The organism is Aquibium sp. A9E412, from assembly GCF_030398335.1.
GTDB lineage: Bacteria > Pseudomonadota > Alphaproteobacteria > Rhizobiales > Rhizobiaceae > A9E412.
Genome location: NZ_JAOAOP010000039.1, coordinates 1 through 18,604 on the forward strand (window position 1 = coordinate 1; position 18,604 = coordinate 18,604).

An 18,604-nucleotide genomic window follows, 5' to 3' on the forward strand; every position below is an offset into this window, starting at 1 on the left:
GGACGGCCCGGCCCGCCGGCGCGAGGCGCTAGCCCGTGGACTGGCCGCTCATTCTCCTCCTGATGCTCGGCGGGCTGGTCGCGCTGCTGGCGGCCGGCCTGCCCGTCGCCTTCGCCTTCATCGCCGTCAACCTCGTCGGCGCGTTCGCCATCCTCGGCGGCGAGATCGGGCTGGTGCAGATGGCGCGCAACTCGGTCCAGTCGATCACCAGCTTCCAGCTCACGCCGATCCCGCTGTTCATCCTGATGGGCGAGATCCTGTTCCAGACCCGCGTCGCCCACCGCGCCATCGACGCCGTCGACCGCGTGGTGACGCGCGTGCCCGGCCGGCTGTCGATCGTCACCGTGTTCGCCGGCACGATCTTCGCCGCGCTGTCGGGATCGACCATCGCCAACACGGCGATGCTGGGCTCGACGCTGCTGCCGTCGATGCTCAAGCGCGGCTATCACCCGACGCTCGCCATGGGGCCGATCATGGCGTCGGGCGCGATCGCCATGCTGATCCCGCCGTCGGCGCTCGCCGTGCTGGTCGGCAGCCTGGCCGGCATCTCGATCGCCGGCCTGCTGGTCGCCGGCATCGTGCCGGCGCTGCTTCTGTCGGCGGCCTGCGTCGCCATCATCGTGGTCTCGGCGCTGCTGCGCCCGCAGCTCGCGCCGCAGGACGAGCTGCCGCCGATGACGGCCTGGCAGCGCTGGAAGCCGTTCGTCACCCATGTGCTGCCGCTGTCGGGCATCTTCGTCGTCGTCATCGGCAGCCTGCTCGCCGGCCTCGCCACGCCGACCGAATCGGCCGCGCTCGGCTGCATCGCGGCGGTCGTGGCCGGCGCCGGCTACCGCTCGCTCAGCCTGAAGAACCTGTCGGTCGCCGTCATGGAGACGGTCAAGCTGTCGGTGATGATCCTGTTCATCATCGCCGCCAGCCAGACCTTCAGCCAGATCCTGTCGTTCAGCGGCGCGACGGGCGGCCTGATCAAGCTGATCCAGACGATGGAGCTGTCGTCGCTGCAGATCCTGATCGGCATGATCCTGATCCTGCTGTTCCTCGGCTGCTTCATCGACCAGGTCAGCATGCTGATGGTGACGGTGCCGATCTTCGTGCCGCTGGCGCGGGCGGCGGGCATCGACGAGCTGATCCTCGGCGTGATGTACCTGCTGACCATGGAGATCGCGCTGCTGACGCCGCCCTTCGGGCTGCTTCTGTTCGTCATGAAGGGCGTGGCGCCGAGCTGGATCCGGATGAGCCACGTCTATGCCGCGGTGGCGCCCTTCGTGGTCGCCAAGCTCGCGGTGCTGATCCTGGTGCTCGCCTTCCCCGAGCTGGGAACCTGGCTGCCGGCCCAGCTCGGCCGCTGAGCCGCCGTGCACGGGCGACCCGGCCGGCGGGCCTTTGCACAGACGATATTATATGCAAATGAATATAGTTCGATGGATCGAGCTCAGAGGAGGCCGCGCGAATGGCTGAACGCTCCTTCGCCAAGGAAGTCGAGAAGCTGCGCCTGGGAGACGGAGAGACCTTCCACGGCGAAGGCATCCTCGCCATCACCAAGGCGCTGCTGCAATGCGGCGTCGGCTATGTCGGCGGCTACCAGGGGGCGCCGATCTCGCACCTGATGGACGTGCTGGCCGACGCGCAGGACATCCTGGCCGAGCTCGGCGTGCGCTACGAGGCCAACGCGTCCGAGGCGGCGGCCGCCGCCATGCTGGCCGCCTCGGTGCACTACCCGATCCGCGGCGCGGTCGCCTTCAAGTCGACGGTCGGCACCAACGTCGCCTCCGACGCGCTCGCCAACCTCGCCTCCGGCGGCGTGACCGGCGGCGCGCTCGTCATCGTCGGCGAGGACTACGGCGAAGGCTCCTCCATCATGCAGGAGCGCAGCCACGCCTTCGCCATGAAGTCGCAGATCTGGCTGCTCGATCCGCGCCCCAACCTGCCCTCGATCGTCAAGGCGGTCGAGGACGGCTTCGCGCTCTCGGAGGCGACCAACACGCCGGTGATGCTGGAGGTGCGCATCCGCGCCTGCCACCTCTACGGCGCGTTCGAGACCAAGGCCAACCGCCGGCCGCCGCTGACCGTGCGCGAGGCGCTCGACAATCCGCGCCGGCAGACCGACCGCATCGTGCTGCCGCCGGCCGCCTTCGCGCACGAGCAGGAGAAGATCGCCACGCGCTGGCCGGCCGCGCAGGCCTTCATCAAGGAGCACGGCCTGAACGAGGTCTTCGGGCCGTCGGCCGGCAGGGTCGGCATCATCCTGCAGGGCGGCATGTACAACTCCGTCGTGCGCGCGCTGCAGCGGCTCGGCCTGGCCGACCTGCACGGCGACACGCAGGTGCCGCTCTACGTGCTCAACGTCACCTACCCGCTGGTCGACGACGAGATCGCGGCGTTCTGCCAGGACAAGGACGCCGTGCTCGTGGTCGAGGAGGGCCAGCCCAACTACATCGAGCAGGCGATCGGCGCGATGCTGCATGCCGGCGGCGGCACGACACGGGTGTTCGGCAAGACGATGCTGCCGATGGCCGGCGAGTACACCGGCCAGGTGATGCTCGAGGGCGTCGGCCGCTTCCTGCGCGCGCACGATCCCGAGATGCTGGCGCCGGAGCACCGGGCGCCGAACCGGCCGCGGGGACCGCAGCCCGCGCCGGAGCTCGCCGAGATCGTGCCGCAGCGGCCGCCGGGCTTCTGCACCGGCTGTCCCGAGCGGCCGATCTTCGCGGCCATGAAGCTGGTCGAGAAGGAGCACGGCAAGCGCCAGGTCGCCGCCGACATCGGCTGCCATCTGTTCTCCATCCTGCCGCCCTTCGAGATCGGCGGCACGACGATGGGCTACGGCCTCGGCCCGGCCTCCAACGCCGCCTTCCACGGCGGCGGCGGCAAGCGGCCGATCTCGATCATCGGCGACGGCGGCTTCTGGCACAACGGCCTGGCCTCGAGCGTCGGCAACGCGGTCTACAACGAGGCCGACGGCGTCATCCTGATCGTCGACAACTACTATTCGGCCGCCACCGGCGGCCAGGACGTGCTGTCGTCGCGCGCCGAGAACCGCTCGAAATCGACCAACCACCCGATCGCCGACGCGGTCCGGGGCGTCGGCGTCAAATGGGTGCGCCAGATCGACCGCACCTACGACGTCGGCCGGATGCGCGACACGCTGGCCGAGGCGCTGACGACGCCGGAGAAGGGGCCGAAGGTGATCGTCGCGGCGTCGGAGTGCATGCTCAACCGCCAGCGCCGCGAAAAGCCGCTGATGGCCGCCGCCCTCAAGGACGGCAAGCGGGTGGTGAAGCCGCGCTTCGGCGTCGACGAGGACGTGTGCACCGGCGACCACGCCTGCATGCGGCTGTCGGGCTGCCCGTCGCTCAGCGTCAAGACGCTCGACGACCCGCTGCGCGACGATCCCGTCGCGGCGATCGACCAGAGCTGCGTGGGCTGCGGCAATTGCGGCGAGGTCGCCGACGCGGCCGTGCTGTGCCCCTCCTTCTACCGGGCCGACGTCATCCGCAATCCCACCCGGCTCGAGCGTGCCATGACGCGGCTGCGGCAGCGCGCCACCCGCGCCCTCGCCGGCTGGCGCCAGCGCCGCCGCCTGACCTTCGCCGGAGACGCCGTCGCATGACCCTCGCCACCGAGCCCGACGCGGCCGCGGCAACCCCCGTTGCCGGTCCGCACATCATCAAGCTCGCCATCCTCGCCGTCGGCGGCCAGGGCGGCGGCGTCCTGTCGGACTGGATCGTGCAGGCAGCCGAGCAGAGCGGCTATGCGGTGCAGACCACCTCGGTGCCGGGCGTCGCCCAGCGCACCGGCGCCACCATCTACAGCATCGAGATGACGCCGCGCACCGAACGGCTGCCGGTGCTGGCGCTGATGCCCTCGCCGGGCGACGTCGACATCGTCGTGGCGGCCGAGCTGATGGAGGCCGGGCGCGCGGTGATGCGCGGCCTGGTGACGCCCGAGCGCACCACGCTGATCGCCTCCACCCACCGCATGCTCGCCGTGTCCGAGAAGATCGTCGCCGGCAACGGCATCGCCGACGGCGAGGCGGTGCTCGCCACCGTGCGCAGCGCGGCGCGGCGCTTCGTCGGCTTCGACATGGACCGCATCGCCGCCGAGGCGGGCACGATGATCTCGGCCAGCCTGTTCGGCGCGCTCGCCGGCTGCGGCGCCCTGCCCTTCGAGCGCGCCGCCTTCGAGAACGCGATCCGCAAGGGCGGCCGCGGCGTCGAGGCGAGCCTGGCGGCGTTCGCGCGCGCCTATGACAGGGCGCGGCACGCGGATGCGGCCGACGCCGCGGCCGAGGCGCCGGCGTCGCCGGAACGCCGCGCCCCGAGCGGGCCGCAGGCGCTCGTCGCCCGCTGGCAGGCGCTCGCCGCGCGCGCCGCGGCCTTTCCGCCGGCGGTGTGCGACATGACGATGCGCGGGCTGGAAAAGGTCGTCGACTTCCAGGACCTCGCCTATGGCGAGGAGTATCTCGACCGGCTCGACGCCGTGCTGCGCGTCGACGGCGAGACCGGCGGCGCGGCGCGCGACTGGGCGCTGTCGATGGCGGCGGCCAAGCACGTCGCCAACGCGATGGCCTATGACGACGTCATCCGCGTCGCCGACCGCAAGACGCGCGCCGCGCGCTTCGCGCGCATCGCGCGCGAGGTCGAGGCGCCGGCCGACGCCGTCGTCCAGCTCACCGAGTACATGCATCCGCGCGGCGCCGAGGTCTGCTCGATGCTGCCGGCCGAGCTCGGCCGCGCGATCGAGGCGCGGCCGCGCCTGTTCGCGCTGCTCGACCGCGTCGTCAACCGCGGCCGCCGGGTGCGCTCGGATTCGCTGGTCTGGTTCACCGTGCTGTTCGGCCTCGCCGGCCTGCGCCGCTGGCGCCGCCGGCTGCTGCGCCACCAGCGCGAGGTCGCCCATGTCGACGAGTGGCTCGCCGGCGCGCTGGCGACGGCGCGGCGGAACTATCCGCTGGCCGTCGAGATCGTGCTTTGTCGCCGGCTGATCAAGGGCTACAGCGACACGCACGAACGCGGCCTGTCGAAGTTCGACCGCGTGCTCGGGGCGGTGCCGCTGCTCGTGGCGCGCGAGGACGGCGCCGACTGGCTGCGCCGGCTGCGCGAGGCGGCGCTCAAGGACGAGGCGGGCAGCGCGCTCGACGGCGCGCTGCGCACGGTGCACTCCTTCGCCGGCGACGGCGCAGCGCTTGCGGCGGAAGAGAAAGCCGACTAGCACGGTCTGCCGAAGCATCGCGCGCGGGAACGCGGGAACCGGTCCCTCGCAAATAGCGACGCGACCACAAGGAGACGAAGCATGCGTTCTCACTCCGTCACGACGCACAGGGCGGAGCGCGACGGGGCGTCGCCGTGAGCCCGACGCAGGAGCGGACGGAAAGCGAGGACGAGCCGGAGCGCGGCGATGCCGGGCGGCGCACGGTGCTGCTCGACAACATCCTGCCCTATCTCATCAACCGGCTCGCCTTCCGCATGAGCCGGCGGCTCAACCGCGACCTGCGCGCCTATGGCCTCGGCATCTCGGACTGGCGGGTGCTGGCGGTGCTGGATTCGGCGCGCGCCGTGACCATCAACGACCTGGCCGACTACGCGATGATCGAGCAGTCGACGCTCAGCCGGCTGGTGATGCGCATGGAGCAGCAGGCGCTGGTACGGCGCGAGCGCGGCGGCCCGGACGGGCGCGTCGTCACCGTGTCGATGACCGACGAGGGCCGGCGCGCCTACGAGAAGGTGCGCGCCATGAGCCTGGCGCATGCCGAGCGCGTGGTGATGGGCTTCTCCGACAGCGAGAAGGCCGATCTCAAGAAGGCGGTGCGCCGCATGACGCGCAATCTCGAGGCCTACGACGTGGCCGACGACGGCTCGCAGGGCGGGCCGGCGCGGATCGTGCCGCGCCGGCGCTAGCCGTTTCCAGGCGGCGGAAGGCGCTTCCGCTGGCAGGCGCCTCAAGACAGCGCGCCGGAGCCGATCCGCGCGTGGGTGAGCCGCGGACCGGCCCTGACGCTCATGGCGCGGGCGCGCCGATCGAGACCGGCCGCACCGGCGAGCCGGAGCCGCCGCGCGAGCGCAGCGGCAGGATCATCGTGCACGAGGTCCACACCCGGTCGTCGGCCAGCGCGGCGAGCCGGGCGTTCTGGATCTGGTGGATGCCGGCTTCGGCCAGGTTGAAGCTGTGGATCGCGAAGGGCAGCCCCTCGGGCGTGCCCTCCGGCGGGCCGGCCTGGCCGGCGAGCGCCCCCTCGTTGACCGGATCGGTGAAGGGATTGTCGAGCGCCAGCAGCACGATGCGCTTGTCGGCGAGATACTGCGCGGCGTCGTAGGCCAGCCCCGGCCCCATCGTGTAGTAGGGCGTGTCGCCGGCCGGGTCCTGCCAGCGCTCGCCCCAGCCGGTGCGGATGTAGACGACGTCGCCGGGCAGGATGCCGCGCTCGACCAGGCCCTGCGCGGCGAGCATCGCCTCGATGTCGGCCGCCGTCACCCGGTCGCCCGGCCCCAGCGCCGCGCCGCCATTGTGCGCCTTGGCGTCGAGCAGCACGGCCGAGGTGACGATCGGCGGCACGTGCTCGATGCCGAGCTTGCGCAGCGGCGAGTCCGGCGTCGGCTTGACCTCCGCCTGGCTGTAGCCGCCGTAGTAGCGCGCCTTGTCGGCCGGAAACGCCCCCTGCCCGTCCCAGGCTTCCGGCAGCACGGCGAAATGGCCGAGCGCGTCCATCTGCGTGCCCTGGGCGCCGGGCTCGCCGCTCTTCACCTCCTCGCCGTTGAAGGCGTGCAGCGTGCCGGGAATGCCGACGGTCGGCCGGAAGACATATTCGAGCGGCACGCCGAAGGGCGACAGCGGCATGGTGTTGGAGCGCTCGTGCGACAGCTCGTAGGCCTTGGCGCCGGCCGCCGCCAGGTGCGCCGCGCAGCGCAGCCAGGTGCCCTGGCCGAGCGCGTTGGCCATGCCGACCTGGTCGCCCGCGCCCCAGGGCGGGCTCGGCACCAGCGCCTTGGAGCGCTCGACCGCGTCGGCCAGGCCGTCGGACTGGGCGAACGCCCCGCTCGCGCCGGCCAGGGCAAGTGCCGCCACGGCACCCAGAAGCTTTTTCATGATGATCCTCCCTTGCCTGTACCGGCCGGCCGCGCCGCGACCGGCCGATTTATTTGCATTTACATATAATCAGGCGGGCGGGAGGGAGTCGAGCAGGCATGCGAGAGAGCGGCGGACGGCCGGCGCCGTCGTCGGCCGACTGGGCGCGCAGCACATCCGCCTCGAAAAGGCGGACCGACCGGCGGAGGCCGGGGCGTGCGCCTGTCGGTCATGAGGCCGCCGGTGCGGCGCCCGGAACGGGCGCCGTGGAGAGACCTCGCGACTAAGGCTCCTCCCCCGGCAGGACGGGCGTCGCCGGGTCCAGGCCGGCGGCGATCTCGGCGCAGGCGGCCTTGAGGCGCGCCAGGATGGCGCCGTGGTTCGGCACCGCGCCGCGGCGCGCCACCGCCGCCACGGTGACGCAGGCGACCGCCCGCCCCTCGCCGACCAGGATCGGGCACACGATGTCGGTGATGCCGACGATGTCGCGGCTCTCGCGGATGATGCCGCCCTCGGCGCGCACGGCGTCGAGCTCGGCCGCAAGGCTCGCCCGGTCGGGCGGATCGCGCATCAGGACCAGGCTTTCGGCGATCATGCGCTCGCGCAGATGCGGCGGCTGGAAGCTCATCAGGATCAGGCCCGAATGGGCGTCGGCGAGCGGCCGCCGGTAGCCCAGCTTGAGCGAGAAGTTCATGTCGGCGCCGCCCGAGCAGGCGACGATGATGACGGTCTCGCCGCGATGGGCGACGACCAGATGCGCCGCCTGCTGCACCTCGCCGGCGAAGCGCTCGACCACCGGCGTCGCCACGGCGACCAGCTCGCGGGCGCGCGCCGTCTTCATGCCGAGGCTGAACAGCCGGTTGGACAGCATCAGCCGGTCGCCGGCCGGCTCGCGCTCGACATAGCCGCGCGCCACCAGGACGTGGACCATGCGGAAGATCTCGCCCTTCGAGCGGCCGAGCGCCTCGGCCAGCGCGCGGGTGCTCATCGGCGCGCCCTCGGCGGCCAGAACCTCGAGGATGTCGAGCCCCTTCTCGAGCGCGGGGGCGGCGTAGCTGGTCACTGTCTTTCCCGTCATGCCAATTCATATACATCGATTGACAACATATATGAAGCGATTCTAACGTTCATAAACCCAAAGACGCATGGACTGGGCGCCGAAAACGCCCATCGGGAGAGAGGTCTGTGCATTTATGGACTACAGCTTTAAATTTGCAGCTCTTTGGCGCTATCGCGACGAGATCGTCGAAGGCGTCCTGCTGACGCTGCAGCTGTCGCTCGCCACCATGGCGCTGGGGCTCGTCATCGGCCTCGCCTTCGCCGTCATGCGCAAGGCGCCGGCCGCCTGGATGCGCGCGATCGCGCGCGGCTATGTCGAGGCGATCCGCAACACGCCGCTGCTGGTGCAGCTCTTCATCGTCTTCTACGGCCTGCCCTCGGTCGGCATCCGGCTGCCGGCCAACGAGGCGGCGCTCATTGCGCTCGCCGTCAATCTCGGCGCCTACAGCGCGGAGATCTTCCGCGCCGGCATCGAATCCGTGCGCGTCAGCCAGGTCGAGGCCGGCCGCTCGCTCGGCCTGACCGCCGGCCAGACCTTCTTCCACGTCGTCCTGTTCCAGGCCATGAAGGCGATCTACCCGGCGATGGCGAGCCAGTTCATCCTGCTGATGCTGGCCACCAGCATCGTCTCGTCGATCGGCGCCACCGAGCTGTTCCACCAGGCCGCCTTCATCGAATCGCGCACCTACCGTTCGTTCGAGGCCTACGCGCTCATCACCGTCGTCTATCTCGGCCTCACCCTTGTCTTCCGCGCCTTCTTCTCGACCGTCTACTGGGCCGTCTTCGTGCGCAGGCCGGCGCGATGATCCGCGACTTCGCCCTCGCCGATTTCGGCTTCCTGCTGATGGCGGCGCGCTGGACGGTGCTGCTTTCGCTGGCCGCCGCGCTGGGCGGCGGTGTGCTCGGCCTGGCCATCGCCGTGCTGCGCATCGTGCCGGTGGCGCCGCTCAACTGGTTCGCGATCGGCTACATCAACCTGATCCAGGGCACGCCGCTGCTCGGCCAGCTCTTCGTGCTGTTCTTCGGCCTGCCGCTGTTCGGGCTGTCGGTCGACGCCTGGACGGCCGCCGTGGTGGCGCTGTCACTCTATTCCAGCGCCTTCCTGGGCGAGATCTGGCGCGGCTCGCTGCAGGCCGTGCCGCAGCGCCAGTGGGAGGCCGGCGCCGCGCTCGGCCTCACCTACCGGCAGCGCTTCAGCCATGTCGTGCTGCCGCAGGCGGTGCGCATCTCGGTGGCGCCGACCGTCGGCTTCCTCGTGCAGATCGTCAAGAACACGTCGCTCACCGCGCTGATCGGCTTCGTCGAGCTGACGCGGGCAAGCCAGATCATGACGGCGGCCACCTTCGCGCCGCTGACCGTCTATCTGGCCGCCGCCGCGATCTATTTCGTCCTGTGCTTCAGCCTGTCGTGGGCGAGCCAGGTGCTGGAAAGGAGGCTCCATGTCGCTCGTTAGCCTGCGCAACGTGGTCAAGCGGTTCGGCGCGCACGAGGTGCTCAAGGGCATCACCCTGTCGATCGAGGAGGGCGAGACCGTCGCCGTCATCGGCCGCTCGGGCTCGGGCAAGTCGACGCTGCTGCGCTGCCTCAACGCGCTGGAGGCGGTGCAGGAGGGCGAGATGACGGTCGCCGGCATCGCGGTCACGTCGCCCGACGCCGACCTCAACCGGCTGCGCGCGCGCGTCGGCATGGTGTTCCAGAGCTACAACCTGTTCCCGCACCTGACGGTCGAGCGCAACGTCAAGCTGGCGCTCAAGCTGGTGCGCAAGATGAGCGACGCGCAGGCCGCGCAGGTCGCCCGCGCGATGGTCGGCAAGGTCGGCCTCGCCGACAAGCTGCAGGCCTATCCCGACGAGCTGTCCGGCGGCCAGCAGCAGCGCGTGGCGATCGCCCGCTCGCTCGCCATGCAGCCCAGCATGATGCTGTTCGACGAGATCACCTCGGCGCTCGATCCCGAGCTCGTCGGCGAGGTGCTGCGCGTGCTCGAGGAGCTGGCCCGCGAGGGCATGACCATGATGCTCGTCACGCACGAGATGAACTTCGCCCGCAACGTCGCCGACCGCGTCATCTTCATGCACGACGGGCGCATCCACGAGGACGGACCTTCGCAGGAGATCCTGCGCGATCCGCAGACGCCCGAGCTCAAGGCGTTTCTGGCCGCCGTCCTGCACTGATCGGCGGCCGGCCGCCGGCAGCAGGGCCGGCGCCGGACGCACGATTGTCCGCAACGAACGCAAAACAGGGAGGAATGCCATGCTGCGCAAACTGATCGGACTGGCGGCCGCGGCCGCCGTCGCCACCGGCCTCGCCGGCCCGGCCCAATCGGCCGAGCTGCAGGAGATCATCGACCAGGGGACCGTGCGGATCGGCGTGCCGATCGACGTGCCGCCATTCGGCTACATGGACGCCCAGAACCAGCCGATCGGCCTCGACGTGGACGTGGCGCGGGCGATCGGCGAGGCACTCGGCGTCGAGGTCGAGCTGCAGCAGATCACCAGCGCCAACCGGGTACCCTATCTGGTGACCGACCGGCTCGACGTGGTCATCGCGGCGATGGGCGCGACGCCGGAGCGGGCCCAGCAGGTCGCCTTCTCCTCGCCCTATTCGGCGCTGTCGATCGGCGTGTTCGGCCCGGCGGAGATCGCCGTCGCGGCGCCGGGCGACCTCGGCGACACCAGCATCGCGGTGGCCCGCGGCACGACCCAGGACATCGAGCTGACGGCGGCCGCGCCGGAGGCCAACATCAAGCGCTTCGACGACGACGCGACGGCGGCGGCGGCCTATCTGTCGGGCCAGACCGAGCTTCTCGCGACCGCCAACGTGGTGGCCAAGGAGCTCAGCGAACGCGAGCCGGACACCGCGCTGGAGGCCAAGTTCATCCTGCGCCTGTCGCCGACCCATGTCGCCGTCCAGCAGGGCAGCCCGGAGCTGCTGCGCTGGCTCGACACGTTCATCTTCTACAACCTGATGACCGGCCGCCTGTCGGCGATCACCGAGACCTGGCTCGGCCAGCCGCTGCCCGACGGCTTCCCGTCGATGTGACCGCCTGCGGGGCCGGCGCCAGGGCCGGCCCCTTCCCACCGCCCCGCATTTCCCGCAGGACCCCCTACAATGGCGCGCAACACCACGGTCTCCGCCTCCGTCGACTTCGAACGGGACGGAAAGCAGACCGGCTATCTCACCATCCCGCATTCGCCGCACGAGGACGCCTGGGGCGCCACGCGGCTGCCCGTCTGCGTGATCCGCAACGGCAGCGGGCCGACCGCCATCCTGATGGCCGGCAATCATGGCGACGAGTATGAGGGGCAGATCGCGCTCGGCGAGCTGATCCGCGGCCTCGAGCCGGAGCGGATCTGCGGCCGGCTCATCATCCTTCCGACGCTCAACCTGCCCGCCGTCGCGGCCGGCCGGCGCACCTCGCCGGTCGACGGCCTCAACCTCAACCGCACCTTCCCCGGCGATCCGGCCGGCTCGATCAGCCAGCAGATCACCGCCTATGTGAGCGAGGTGATCTACCCGCTCGGCGACGTCCTCGTCGACCTGCACTCCGGCGGCTCGTCGCTCGACATCCTGCCGAGCGCCATCGTCGAGCCGGCACCCGATGCCGCCCACATGCGCCGCAACATCGCCGCGGTGGCCGCGTTCGGCGCGCCGCTCACCGTGGTGATCGGCAATCTCGGCGAGGCGCGCACCTCGACGGCCGCCGCCGTGCGCGCCGGGCTGACCACCGTCGGCACCGAGATGGCCGGCCAGGGCACGGTGTCGCGCGAGGCGCTGGCGATCTGCCGGCGCGGCGTGCGCAACGTGCTGGCGCATGCCGGCATCCTGCCGGCCGACGCCGCGCCGCCGGCCGGGCCGACCGGCAGCGGCGCGGTGCTGGAGATCCCGGGACCCGCCGGCTACGTCTATGCCACCCGCGACGGCATCTTCGAGGCCGCGCACGGGCTCGGCGCGCGGGTCGCGGCCGGCGAGCGGGCCGGCCTGATCCACGACATCCACGCCCCCTGGCGCGATCCCGAACCGGTGTTCTACGGTGCCGACGGCATCCTGTTCGCCCGCCGCCAGCCCGGCCGGGTGACGCACGGCAATTGCTGCGCCGTCGTGGCGGCGCCCTATGCGGGGGAGCTGTGAGATGATCACGATCGACGACATCGAGGCCGCCGCCGCCCGCATTGCCGGCCATGTGCGGCGCACGCCGATGCTCGCCGCGACCTGCCTCAAGGAGGCGCTGCCCGGCGACGCGGCGGTGGCGCTCAAGCTCGAGCTTCTGCAGGCGACCGGCTCGTTCAAGGCGCGCGGCGCCACCAACCGGCTGCGCGCCACCGACGCGGCCGAGTGGGCCAACGGCATCGTCGCGGCGTCGGGCGGCAACCACGGCCTGGCGACGGCGCGCGCCGGCTTCCTCGCCGGCGTGCCGACGACGATCTACCTGCCCGACAACGCGACCCCGGCCAAATTGGAGAAGCTGCGCGCCTGGGGCGCGGCGACGCACATCGTCGGCTCGGCCTGGCACGAGGCGCATGCCGCCGCGCTCGCGCACGTGGCGCGCAGCGGAGCGGTCTATTTCCATCCCTTCGCCGACCCGCTGGTCGTCGCGGGCCAGGGCACCGTGGCGCTCGAGATCCTCGAGGACATGCCCGACGTCGACGTCGTGCTGGTCGCCGTCGGCGGCGGCGGCCTGTTGAGCGGCGTCGGCCGCGCCATCAAGGCGCGACGCCCGCAGACCCGCGTCATCGGCGTGGAGGCGGCCGGCTGCCCGCTGCTGCTGCGCGCGCTGGAGGCCGGCCGCAACGTCGCCCTCGAGGCGGTGACCACGTCGGTCGCCACCATGGCCTGCGCCAGGACCGAGGACGCGATCTTCGAGACCGTGCGCGACACGGTCGACGGCTTCGTCCTGGTCGACGACGCGGAGATGCTGGCGGCGGCGCGCTGGCTGTGGTTCGAGATGGGGCTCGCCGCCGATTTGTCCGGCGCGGCGGCGATCGCGGCGCTGCGCGAGAAGCGCGTGGCGCTCGCAGCGGGCGAAACCGTGTGCGCCATCGTCTGCGGCGCCGGCCCCGACGCGCTTCTGGCCGGCGAGGGGTAGACCCCTTGGCGGCTACGGCCGGTTCGCCGGCGCGTTGGCGGAGGGCGAACCGGTTCCCGTCTCGCCGGGAGACGCTCTAAGACGCCGCCGCGTTGCTGCGCCCCTGACCGAGGAACAGCCGCGCCAGCTCCTGATCGGCGAGCAGGGCGGCGGCGCTGTCCTGCGCCACGATGCGGCCGCTGCTCATGATATAGCCGCGATGGCTGAAGGCGAGCGCCTCGCGGGCGCGCTGCTCGACCAAAAGAACGGCGATCTCCTGCGCCGCCAGATCGCGGATCAGTGCGAAGACCTCCTCGACGAGGCGCGGCGACAGCGCCGCCGAGGGCTCGTCCATCACCATCAGCTTGGGATGCAGCATCAGCGCGCGGGCGATGGCGAGCTGCTGGCGCTCGCCGCCGCTGAGCGAACGGGCGAGCTGGCGGCGACGCTCGGCAAGCGAGGGAAACCGTCCGAACAGCTCGTCGGCGCGGGCGCGCCGGTTCCCGACGCCCTCCACCACCCACAGGTTCTCCTCGATGGTCAGCTCGGGAAACACGTTGGCGACCTGCGGCACGTAGCTCAGCCCGAGCGCCGGGCGGTCCTCCGGGGCGACGGCATCGAGCGTGCGGCCGTCGAAGCGGACCGTGCCGCTGCAGCGTGGCAGCAGACCCACCAGCGCCTTGGCGAGCGTCGACTTGCCGGACCCGTTGGTGCCGGCGATGGTGACGATCTCGCCGCGGTCGATCGTCAGGCCGACGCCGTTGAGGATCGGCGTCTCGTCGTAGCCGCCGCGGATGTCCTGCGCGTCGAGAAGAGCGGTCATTGGCTGCGTCCCAGATAGGCTTCGCGGACCATCGGATGGGCCAGCACGGTGTCGGGTGAACCGCTGACGATCGTGCGGCCGCGGTCCATGGCGCAGAACACGTCAACGATGTTGGCCAGCGCGGGGATGTTGTGCTCGACGATCAGGCAGCCGATGCCGCTCGCATTGAGCCGCAGGATCTGCTGCGAGATGGTGTCGATGAGGACGGGATTGACGCCGCTGAACGGCTCGTCGAGCAGCAGCATCCGGGGGCCGGTCATCCAGATGCGCGCCAGTTCGAGCAGCTTCTTCTGGCCGCCCGACAGGTTGCTCGCCAGGTTGTCGGCCACGGCGGCCAGACCGAACTCCTCCAACGCCCCGGCAACGCGGTCGCGGTTGCTCCGCTCGACCTCGGCGACCGAGCGGAAGCGCGCCACCACGTCGAACAGACGTTCGCCCTTCTGCTCCGTCAGCGCGGCGAGCAGGTTCTCGCGCACCGTCAGGCTGGCAAACTCGCGCGGCACCTGAAAGGTGCGCCCGAGCCCCAGCCGGGCGCGCGCCACCGGACCGCGCCCCTCCAGCGGTTGGTCGCCAAAGGCAACGGTGCCCGAATCCGGCCGCAGCAACCCCGAGATGACGGAGAACAGCGTGCTCTTGCCGGCGCCGTTCGGACCGATCAGGCCGACCATGCCGGTCGATGGCACCGACAGGCTGGCGTCGTCGACGGCGACGAAGCCGCCATAGGCCTTGCTGACATTGCGGATGTCGAGGCTCATCGCGCGTCCTTCCCGCCGACGAGACCGCCGGGCCGGTAGAGCATGGTCAGGATCAGCGCCAGGCCGACGATGGCCAGCCGGGCGCTGGCGAGCGCCGTCTCGCTGATGTCGGGCAGCTCGTCACGCAGGAAGCGCGATCCCTCGAGGAACAGCAGCACCACGCCAGCACCGACAATGGCGCCCAGGAAGCTGCGCGTCCCGCCGATAATCATCGCGATCCAGATGATAAAGGTGACGTAGCTGATGAACTGATCGGGGCCGACATAGCCGATGTACTGCGCCTGCAGCCCGCCGGCGAAACCGGCGATCGCGGCCCCCAGGCACAGCACCTTGATGCGCGGCACGAACGGCTCCTTGCCGAGCACGCGCACGGCGTCCTCGTCGTCGCGGATCGCCTTCACGATACGGCCGAAGGGGCTGCGCACGATGACGCCGAGGCCGACGGCCACCAGGACGAGCGCAACCAGGATCAGCGCAAGAAAGGCGAGATCGCGCTCGATCCCGACACCGAGCGCGGCGAACGGGCGGGCAATGCCGCTGATGCCGGCGGTGCCGTTGGTCAGCCAGTCCTCGGCGACGATCGTCAGGCGCACGACCTCGGCGAAGCCGAGCGTGACGATGGCCAGATAGTCCTCGCGCAGACGCAGCGTCAGCAGTCCGATGGGCACCGCAGCGACGGCGGCGAAAAGCGCCGCGGCGGCTAGGCTGCCCCATGGCCCCCAGCCGAGCGCCGTGCCCAGAAGGGCCGCCGCATAGGCGCCGATGGCGTAGAAGCCGACCTGGCCGAAGTTGATGAGTCCAGTGTAGCCGTATTGCAGGCTGAGGCTGAGCGTCAGCAGACCGTAGATTCCGATCTGCGTGGTGACGGCAATCAGATAGCTGCTCATCAGCGAACGCTCCTGTCGCGGCCGAGCAGGCCCGAGGGGCGCACCAGAAGCACGACCAGAATGACGACGAAGCCGACCGCCGCTTTGTAGGTGGAGCCGACGAGCGGCACCGAAAGCTCCTGCGCGAGGCCGATGAGAACGCCGCCGACGAGCGCGCCGATCGGGCTGCCGACACCGCCCAGGATGGCGGCCGCAAAGGCGGGCAGCAGCAGGTGCCAGCCCATCTCCGGCTCGATGACGGACTTGGCCGCCAGCAGCACGCCGGCGACGGCGGCCAGCATGCCGACCAGTAGCCAGAGCTGCAGCATCACCCGGCCGGCACGGATGCCGCTGACGCGGGCCAGGTCCGCATTGCCGGCGACGGCGCGCATGCGCCGGCCGATCGGCGTCTTGTGCAGCACGATGAAGGCGGCGGCGAGCGAAATCGCCGCACCGGCCGCGACGGCCAGGTCGAGCGGCTGCAGGAAGATGCCGCCGACCTCCACCGCGCGCACGATGGGCACGGGAAGCACCGTCGGATCGGTTCCGACGAAGAAGGTGAGCGTGTTGCGGATCAGAAAGGCCAGGCCGATTGACACGACGAGCGGCGCGACGAGCTTGCGGCCGGCCAGCCTGCGGAAGATCAGCAGATAGGCGAGCGCGGCAAGCAGGGCGCTGGCCAGGACGGCGACGCCGGCACCGAACACGAGGCTGCCGCCGGCCAGCACCGAGGCGCCCTTGGCGGTGTAGGCGGAGAACGTCATGAAATCGCCGGTCGCCGCGTTGGGAAACTTGGCCACCGCGTAGACCAGCGTGATGCCGAGCGCCGCCATGGCGATGATCAGGCCCTCGACGAGCCCGTTGACGGCCAGGTTGAGATAGAGTTGGGAGTGGCTCAAGGACTGTCTTCCTGTGAAGGGGGCCCCGACCGGGGCCCCGCATGTCGAGGAACGGGCGATCGGCCGTCCGGCTGTCAGAGCGTGATCAGCTCACGCTGCACCGCCTTGCCGTCCTGCAGGACATCCCACGAGAACAGCCCGCCGGTGTCGTCGCCGCGCTCGTCGAACTCGACCAGGCTGGAGGCGCCGCTGTAGTTCACCTTGCCGGCCTTCAGCTTGTCCTTGCCGGAGACGAAGTCGAACACCTGTTCGCCGGGGCTGTTGGCGACCTCGCGGATGCGGCCGTTGATGTCGGCGTTCGAGGCGCCGGGGCCGGCCGCGGCGATGGCGTAGGCAAGCACGTTGACCATGTCGTAGCACATCGCGCCATAGGCGTTCGCGCTGCCAGGCTCGCCCATGGCCTCGCGGTAGAGGCGGTCGTAGAGCGCGACGCTCGGATTGTCCTTGGTCAGCACGGCCGAGGCGGTGCTGACGCCCTCGACCGCCGGCGCGCCGATCGCCTCGACGAGCTTGGTGCCGAGCGCCCAGTGCGGCGCCAGAACGCCGGCCCGGCTGCCGAGCTGGAACGCCTCGCGCAGGATGATCGTCGTGTCGGCGAGGTAGGAGCCGAGCACCAGGCAGTCGGGGTTGCTCGCCAGCGCCGTCTGCAGCTCGGAGCGGTAGCTCGGCTTGCTCGGCTCATAGGCGATCCGGTCGACGAACTCGCCGCCATTGGCGGTGAACTCGTGCACGAAGCCGTCGATCTGAGCCTTGCCGGACGAGTTGTTGAGATGCATGCCGACGGCGCGCTTGTAGCCCGACTTCAGGGCGATGCGGGCATAGGCGACGCCGTAGGCGAAGGAGGTCGGCGTGAACCGCTTGACCAGGTCCTTGGTGTTCTCCTCGGAGATCTCCGGCGCGCCGGAGCAGGTGAACAGCATGACGTCGTTGGGCTGCGTGACAGCCGACATCACCGCAAGCGTGACGCTCGACGACCAGGTGCCGAGGATCGCATCGACCTTGTTGATCTCGACCAGCTTCTTGGCCGCCAGCACGCCGGCCTCGGGCTTGGTCTGATCGTCCTCCGAAATGACCTCGAACATGCGGCCGTCGATGCCGCCGGCCTCGTTGATGAGCCGCGCGGTGGCCTGCAGCGTGGCCAGCATGCCGGCACCCTCCTCGCTGCCGGGGCCGGTGAGCGGGTTCAGCGCGCCGATGCGGAACGGGCGCTCGGCCTGAGCGCGCAGCGGCCCGGCCGGCAGCGCCAGCGCGGCCGCACCGGCCGCCGTGCCGGCAAGAAACCGGCGTCGCGAAAGGATGGAATGAAAGGGCATTGTCTCCTCCGAGGTTGGTGGTTTCTTGCGCCTTGTGCAAAATATTTGCCTATTTGTCAATCTTGCATCATACTGGTTTGAAAGCTACCCAGCGTTGAGAGTCAGCGAGAAGGTACCGGCGGTGTCGGCAGAAAGCAGGGAAACAGCGGAGGACGGGGAGCGCCCCGACATCGAGAAGGCGGTCGGTCACGCGGTGCGGGCGTTCCGTCAGGAACGCGGCATCAGCATCACCGATCTGGCCAGTTCGGCGGGGGTCTCCGTCGCCATGCTGTCGCGCGTCGAGAGCGGCCGCGTCGCCGCATCGCTGCGCACGCTGCAGGCGATCGCCACCGCGCTGCGCGTGCCGGTGGCCTCGCTGCTCAAGGATGTCGAGGAGAAGAGCGACGCGACCTTCCTGCCGCCGGGCGGCGGCCTCGAGGTGGTCCGGCAGGCGTTGCGCGGCACCTACATCTACCGGCTTCTCGGCCACACGACGACCACCGACGTCGTGCTCGAGCCGTACATCAACGTCTTTCCGTCGACCGATGGCTCCTTCAAGCGGACGCAGTACGACGGCGTGAAGTTTCTCTACATGCTCGAAGGGGAGATCACCTACCAGCACGGCGACACAATCTACACGATGACCCCGGGAGCGACCTTGTTCTTCGGGGCCCAGATCATGCACGGCCCGGAACGGATCCTGAAGGCACCGGCCACGCTGCTTTCGGTGCAGGCCTATCTCCGCAATCCCAAGCGCAATCAGAACAAATAGTCAGGTGAACG

18 protein-coding genes are annotated in these 18,604 nt (G+C 70.6%); 11 read left to right on the forward strand and 7 right to left on the reverse strand.

Going from position 1 to position 18,604, the window contains the following annotated elements:
- Nucleotides 1–35: 35 nt before the first annotated feature.
- The 4 genes from N1F89_RS13750 (at nucleotide 36) to N1F89_RS13765 (ending at nucleotide 5,900) form a co-directional block, all read left to right on the forward strand.
- On the forward strand, nucleotides 36–1,352 hold the full coding sequence (locus N1F89_RS13750; protein WP_290084739.1) for a TRAP transporter large permease: 1,317 nt from the start codon (nucleotides 36–38) through the stop codon (nucleotides 1,350–1,352).
- A 101-nt stretch (nucleotides 1,353–1,453) separates the two neighbouring features.
- Nucleotides 1,454–3,613, forward strand: a complete 2,160-nt coding sequence (locus tag N1F89_RS13755) for an indolepyruvate ferredoxin oxidoreductase subunit alpha (protein ID WP_290084740.1) — start codon at nucleotides 1,454–1,456, stop codon at nucleotides 3,611–3,613.
- Nucleotides 3,610–5,214, forward strand: coding sequence for an indolepyruvate oxidoreductase subunit beta family protein (locus N1F89_RS13760; RefSeq protein WP_290084741.1), 1,605 nt, complete (start codon nucleotides 3,610–3,612; stop codon nucleotides 5,212–5,214). Before N1F89_RS13755 ends, N1F89_RS13760 begins: the two co-directional genes overlap by 4 nt.
- 134 nt (nucleotides 5,215–5,348) lie before the next feature.
- Entirely contained in the window at nucleotides 5,349–5,900 is a 552-nt protein-coding gene (locus tag N1F89_RS13765) for a MarR family transcriptional regulator (RefSeq protein ID WP_290084742.1), read from the forward strand.
- A gap of 100 nt (nucleotides 5,901–6,000) precedes the next feature.
- On the opposite strand, the gene N1F89_RS13770 is transcribed toward N1F89_RS13765, so the two are convergent.
- Nucleotides 6,001–7,086 (reverse strand): cyclase family protein, encoded by a 1,086-nt coding sequence (locus N1F89_RS13770; RefSeq protein WP_290084744.1) that lies wholly within the window; start codon nucleotides 7,084–7,086, stop codon nucleotides 6,001–6,003.
- Between the two features lie 262 nt (nucleotides 7,087–7,348).
- Nucleotides 7,349–8,143: a helix-turn-helix domain-containing protein gene (locus N1F89_RS13775; protein WP_290084745.1), complete on the reverse strand. Its 795-nt coding sequence runs from the start codon at nucleotides 8,141–8,143 to the stop codon at nucleotides 7,349–7,351.
- 115 nt (nucleotides 8,144–8,258) lie between these two features.
- On the opposite strand from N1F89_RS13775, the gene N1F89_RS13780 reads away from it, so the two are divergent.
- From N1F89_RS13780 to N1F89_RS13805, 6 genes are all read left to right on the forward strand, one after another.
- Nucleotides 8,259–8,930 (forward strand): amino acid ABC transporter permease, encoded by a 672-nt coding sequence (locus tag N1F89_RS13780; protein ID WP_290084746.1) that lies wholly within the window; start codon nucleotides 8,259–8,261, stop codon nucleotides 8,928–8,930.
- Nucleotides 8,927–9,577, forward strand: a complete 651-nt coding sequence (locus N1F89_RS13785; protein WP_290084747.1) for an amino acid ABC transporter permease — start codon at nucleotides 8,927–8,929, stop codon at nucleotides 9,575–9,577. Before N1F89_RS13780 ends, N1F89_RS13785 begins: the two co-directional genes overlap by 4 nt.
- Complete coding sequence (locus N1F89_RS13790; RefSeq protein ID WP_290084748.1) at nucleotides 9,564–10,295, forward strand: amino acid ABC transporter ATP-binding protein; 732 nt, start codon at nucleotides 9,564–9,566, stop codon at nucleotides 10,293–10,295. Before N1F89_RS13785 ends, N1F89_RS13790 begins: the two co-directional genes overlap by 14 nt.
- A gap of 79 nt (nucleotides 10,296–10,374) precedes the next feature.
- Nucleotides 10,375–11,163 carry a transporter substrate-binding domain-containing protein gene (locus N1F89_RS13795; protein ID WP_290084749.1) on the forward strand — a complete coding sequence of 263 codons (789 nt, stop codon included), beginning with the start codon at nucleotides 10,375–10,377 and terminating at the stop codon, nucleotides 11,161–11,163.
- A gap of 69 nt (nucleotides 11,164–11,232) precedes the next feature.
- Nucleotides 11,233–12,252: a succinylglutamate desuccinylase/aspartoacylase family protein gene (locus N1F89_RS13800; RefSeq protein WP_290084750.1), complete on the forward strand. Its 1,020-nt coding sequence runs from the start codon at nucleotides 11,233–11,235 to the stop codon at nucleotides 12,250–12,252.
- A 1-nt stretch (nucleotide 12,253) separates the two neighbouring features.
- Nucleotides 12,254–13,207, forward strand: coding sequence for a pyridoxal-phosphate dependent enzyme (locus tag N1F89_RS13805; protein ID WP_290084751.1), 954 nt, complete (start codon nucleotides 12,254–12,256; stop codon nucleotides 13,205–13,207).
- Between the two features lie 76 nt (nucleotides 13,208–13,283).
- Here N1F89_RS13805 and N1F89_RS13810 read toward each other — a convergent pair whose 3' ends face one another.
- The 5 genes from N1F89_RS13810 to N1F89_RS13830 all read right to left on the reverse strand — a co-directional run bounded on the left by N1F89_RS13810 (nucleotide 13,284) and on the right by N1F89_RS13830 (nucleotide 17,842).
- Complete coding sequence (locus tag N1F89_RS13810; RefSeq protein WP_290084752.1) at nucleotides 13,284–14,009, reverse strand: ABC transporter ATP-binding protein; 726 nt, start codon at nucleotides 14,007–14,009, stop codon at nucleotides 13,284–13,286.
- Entirely contained in the window at nucleotides 14,006–14,764 is a 759-nt protein-coding gene (locus N1F89_RS13815) for an ABC transporter ATP-binding protein (protein ID WP_290084753.1), read from the reverse strand. Before N1F89_RS13815 ends, N1F89_RS13810 begins: the two co-directional genes overlap by 4 nt.
- Nucleotides 14,761–15,651 (reverse strand): branched-chain amino acid ABC transporter permease, encoded by an 891-nt coding sequence (locus N1F89_RS13820; RefSeq protein WP_290084754.1) that lies wholly within the window; start codon nucleotides 15,649–15,651, stop codon nucleotides 14,761–14,763. The genes N1F89_RS13815 and N1F89_RS13820 overlap by 4 nt, the downstream gene beginning before the upstream one ends.
- Entirely contained in the window at nucleotides 15,651–16,529 is an 879-nt protein-coding gene (locus tag N1F89_RS13825) for a branched-chain amino acid ABC transporter permease (RefSeq protein WP_290084755.1), read from the reverse strand. The genes N1F89_RS13820 and N1F89_RS13825 overlap by 1 nt, the downstream gene beginning before the upstream one ends.
- A gap of 74 nt (nucleotides 16,530–16,603) precedes the next feature.
- The gene (locus N1F89_RS13830; RefSeq protein ID WP_290084756.1) at nucleotides 16,604–17,842 is read right to left on the reverse strand and encodes an ABC transporter substrate-binding protein; all 1,239 of its coding nucleotides are present in this window, start codon (nucleotides 17,840–17,842) and stop codon (nucleotides 16,604–16,606) included.
- Between the two features lie 121 nt (nucleotides 17,843–17,963).
- Here N1F89_RS13830 and N1F89_RS13835 point away from each other — a divergent pair, with 121 nt between their 5' ends.
- Nucleotides 17,964–18,593, forward strand: coding sequence for an XRE family transcriptional regulator (locus tag N1F89_RS13835; protein ID WP_290084757.1), 630 nt, complete (start codon nucleotides 17,964–17,966; stop codon nucleotides 18,591–18,593).
- The last annotated feature ends 11 nt before the right edge of the window (nucleotides 18,594–18,604 follow it).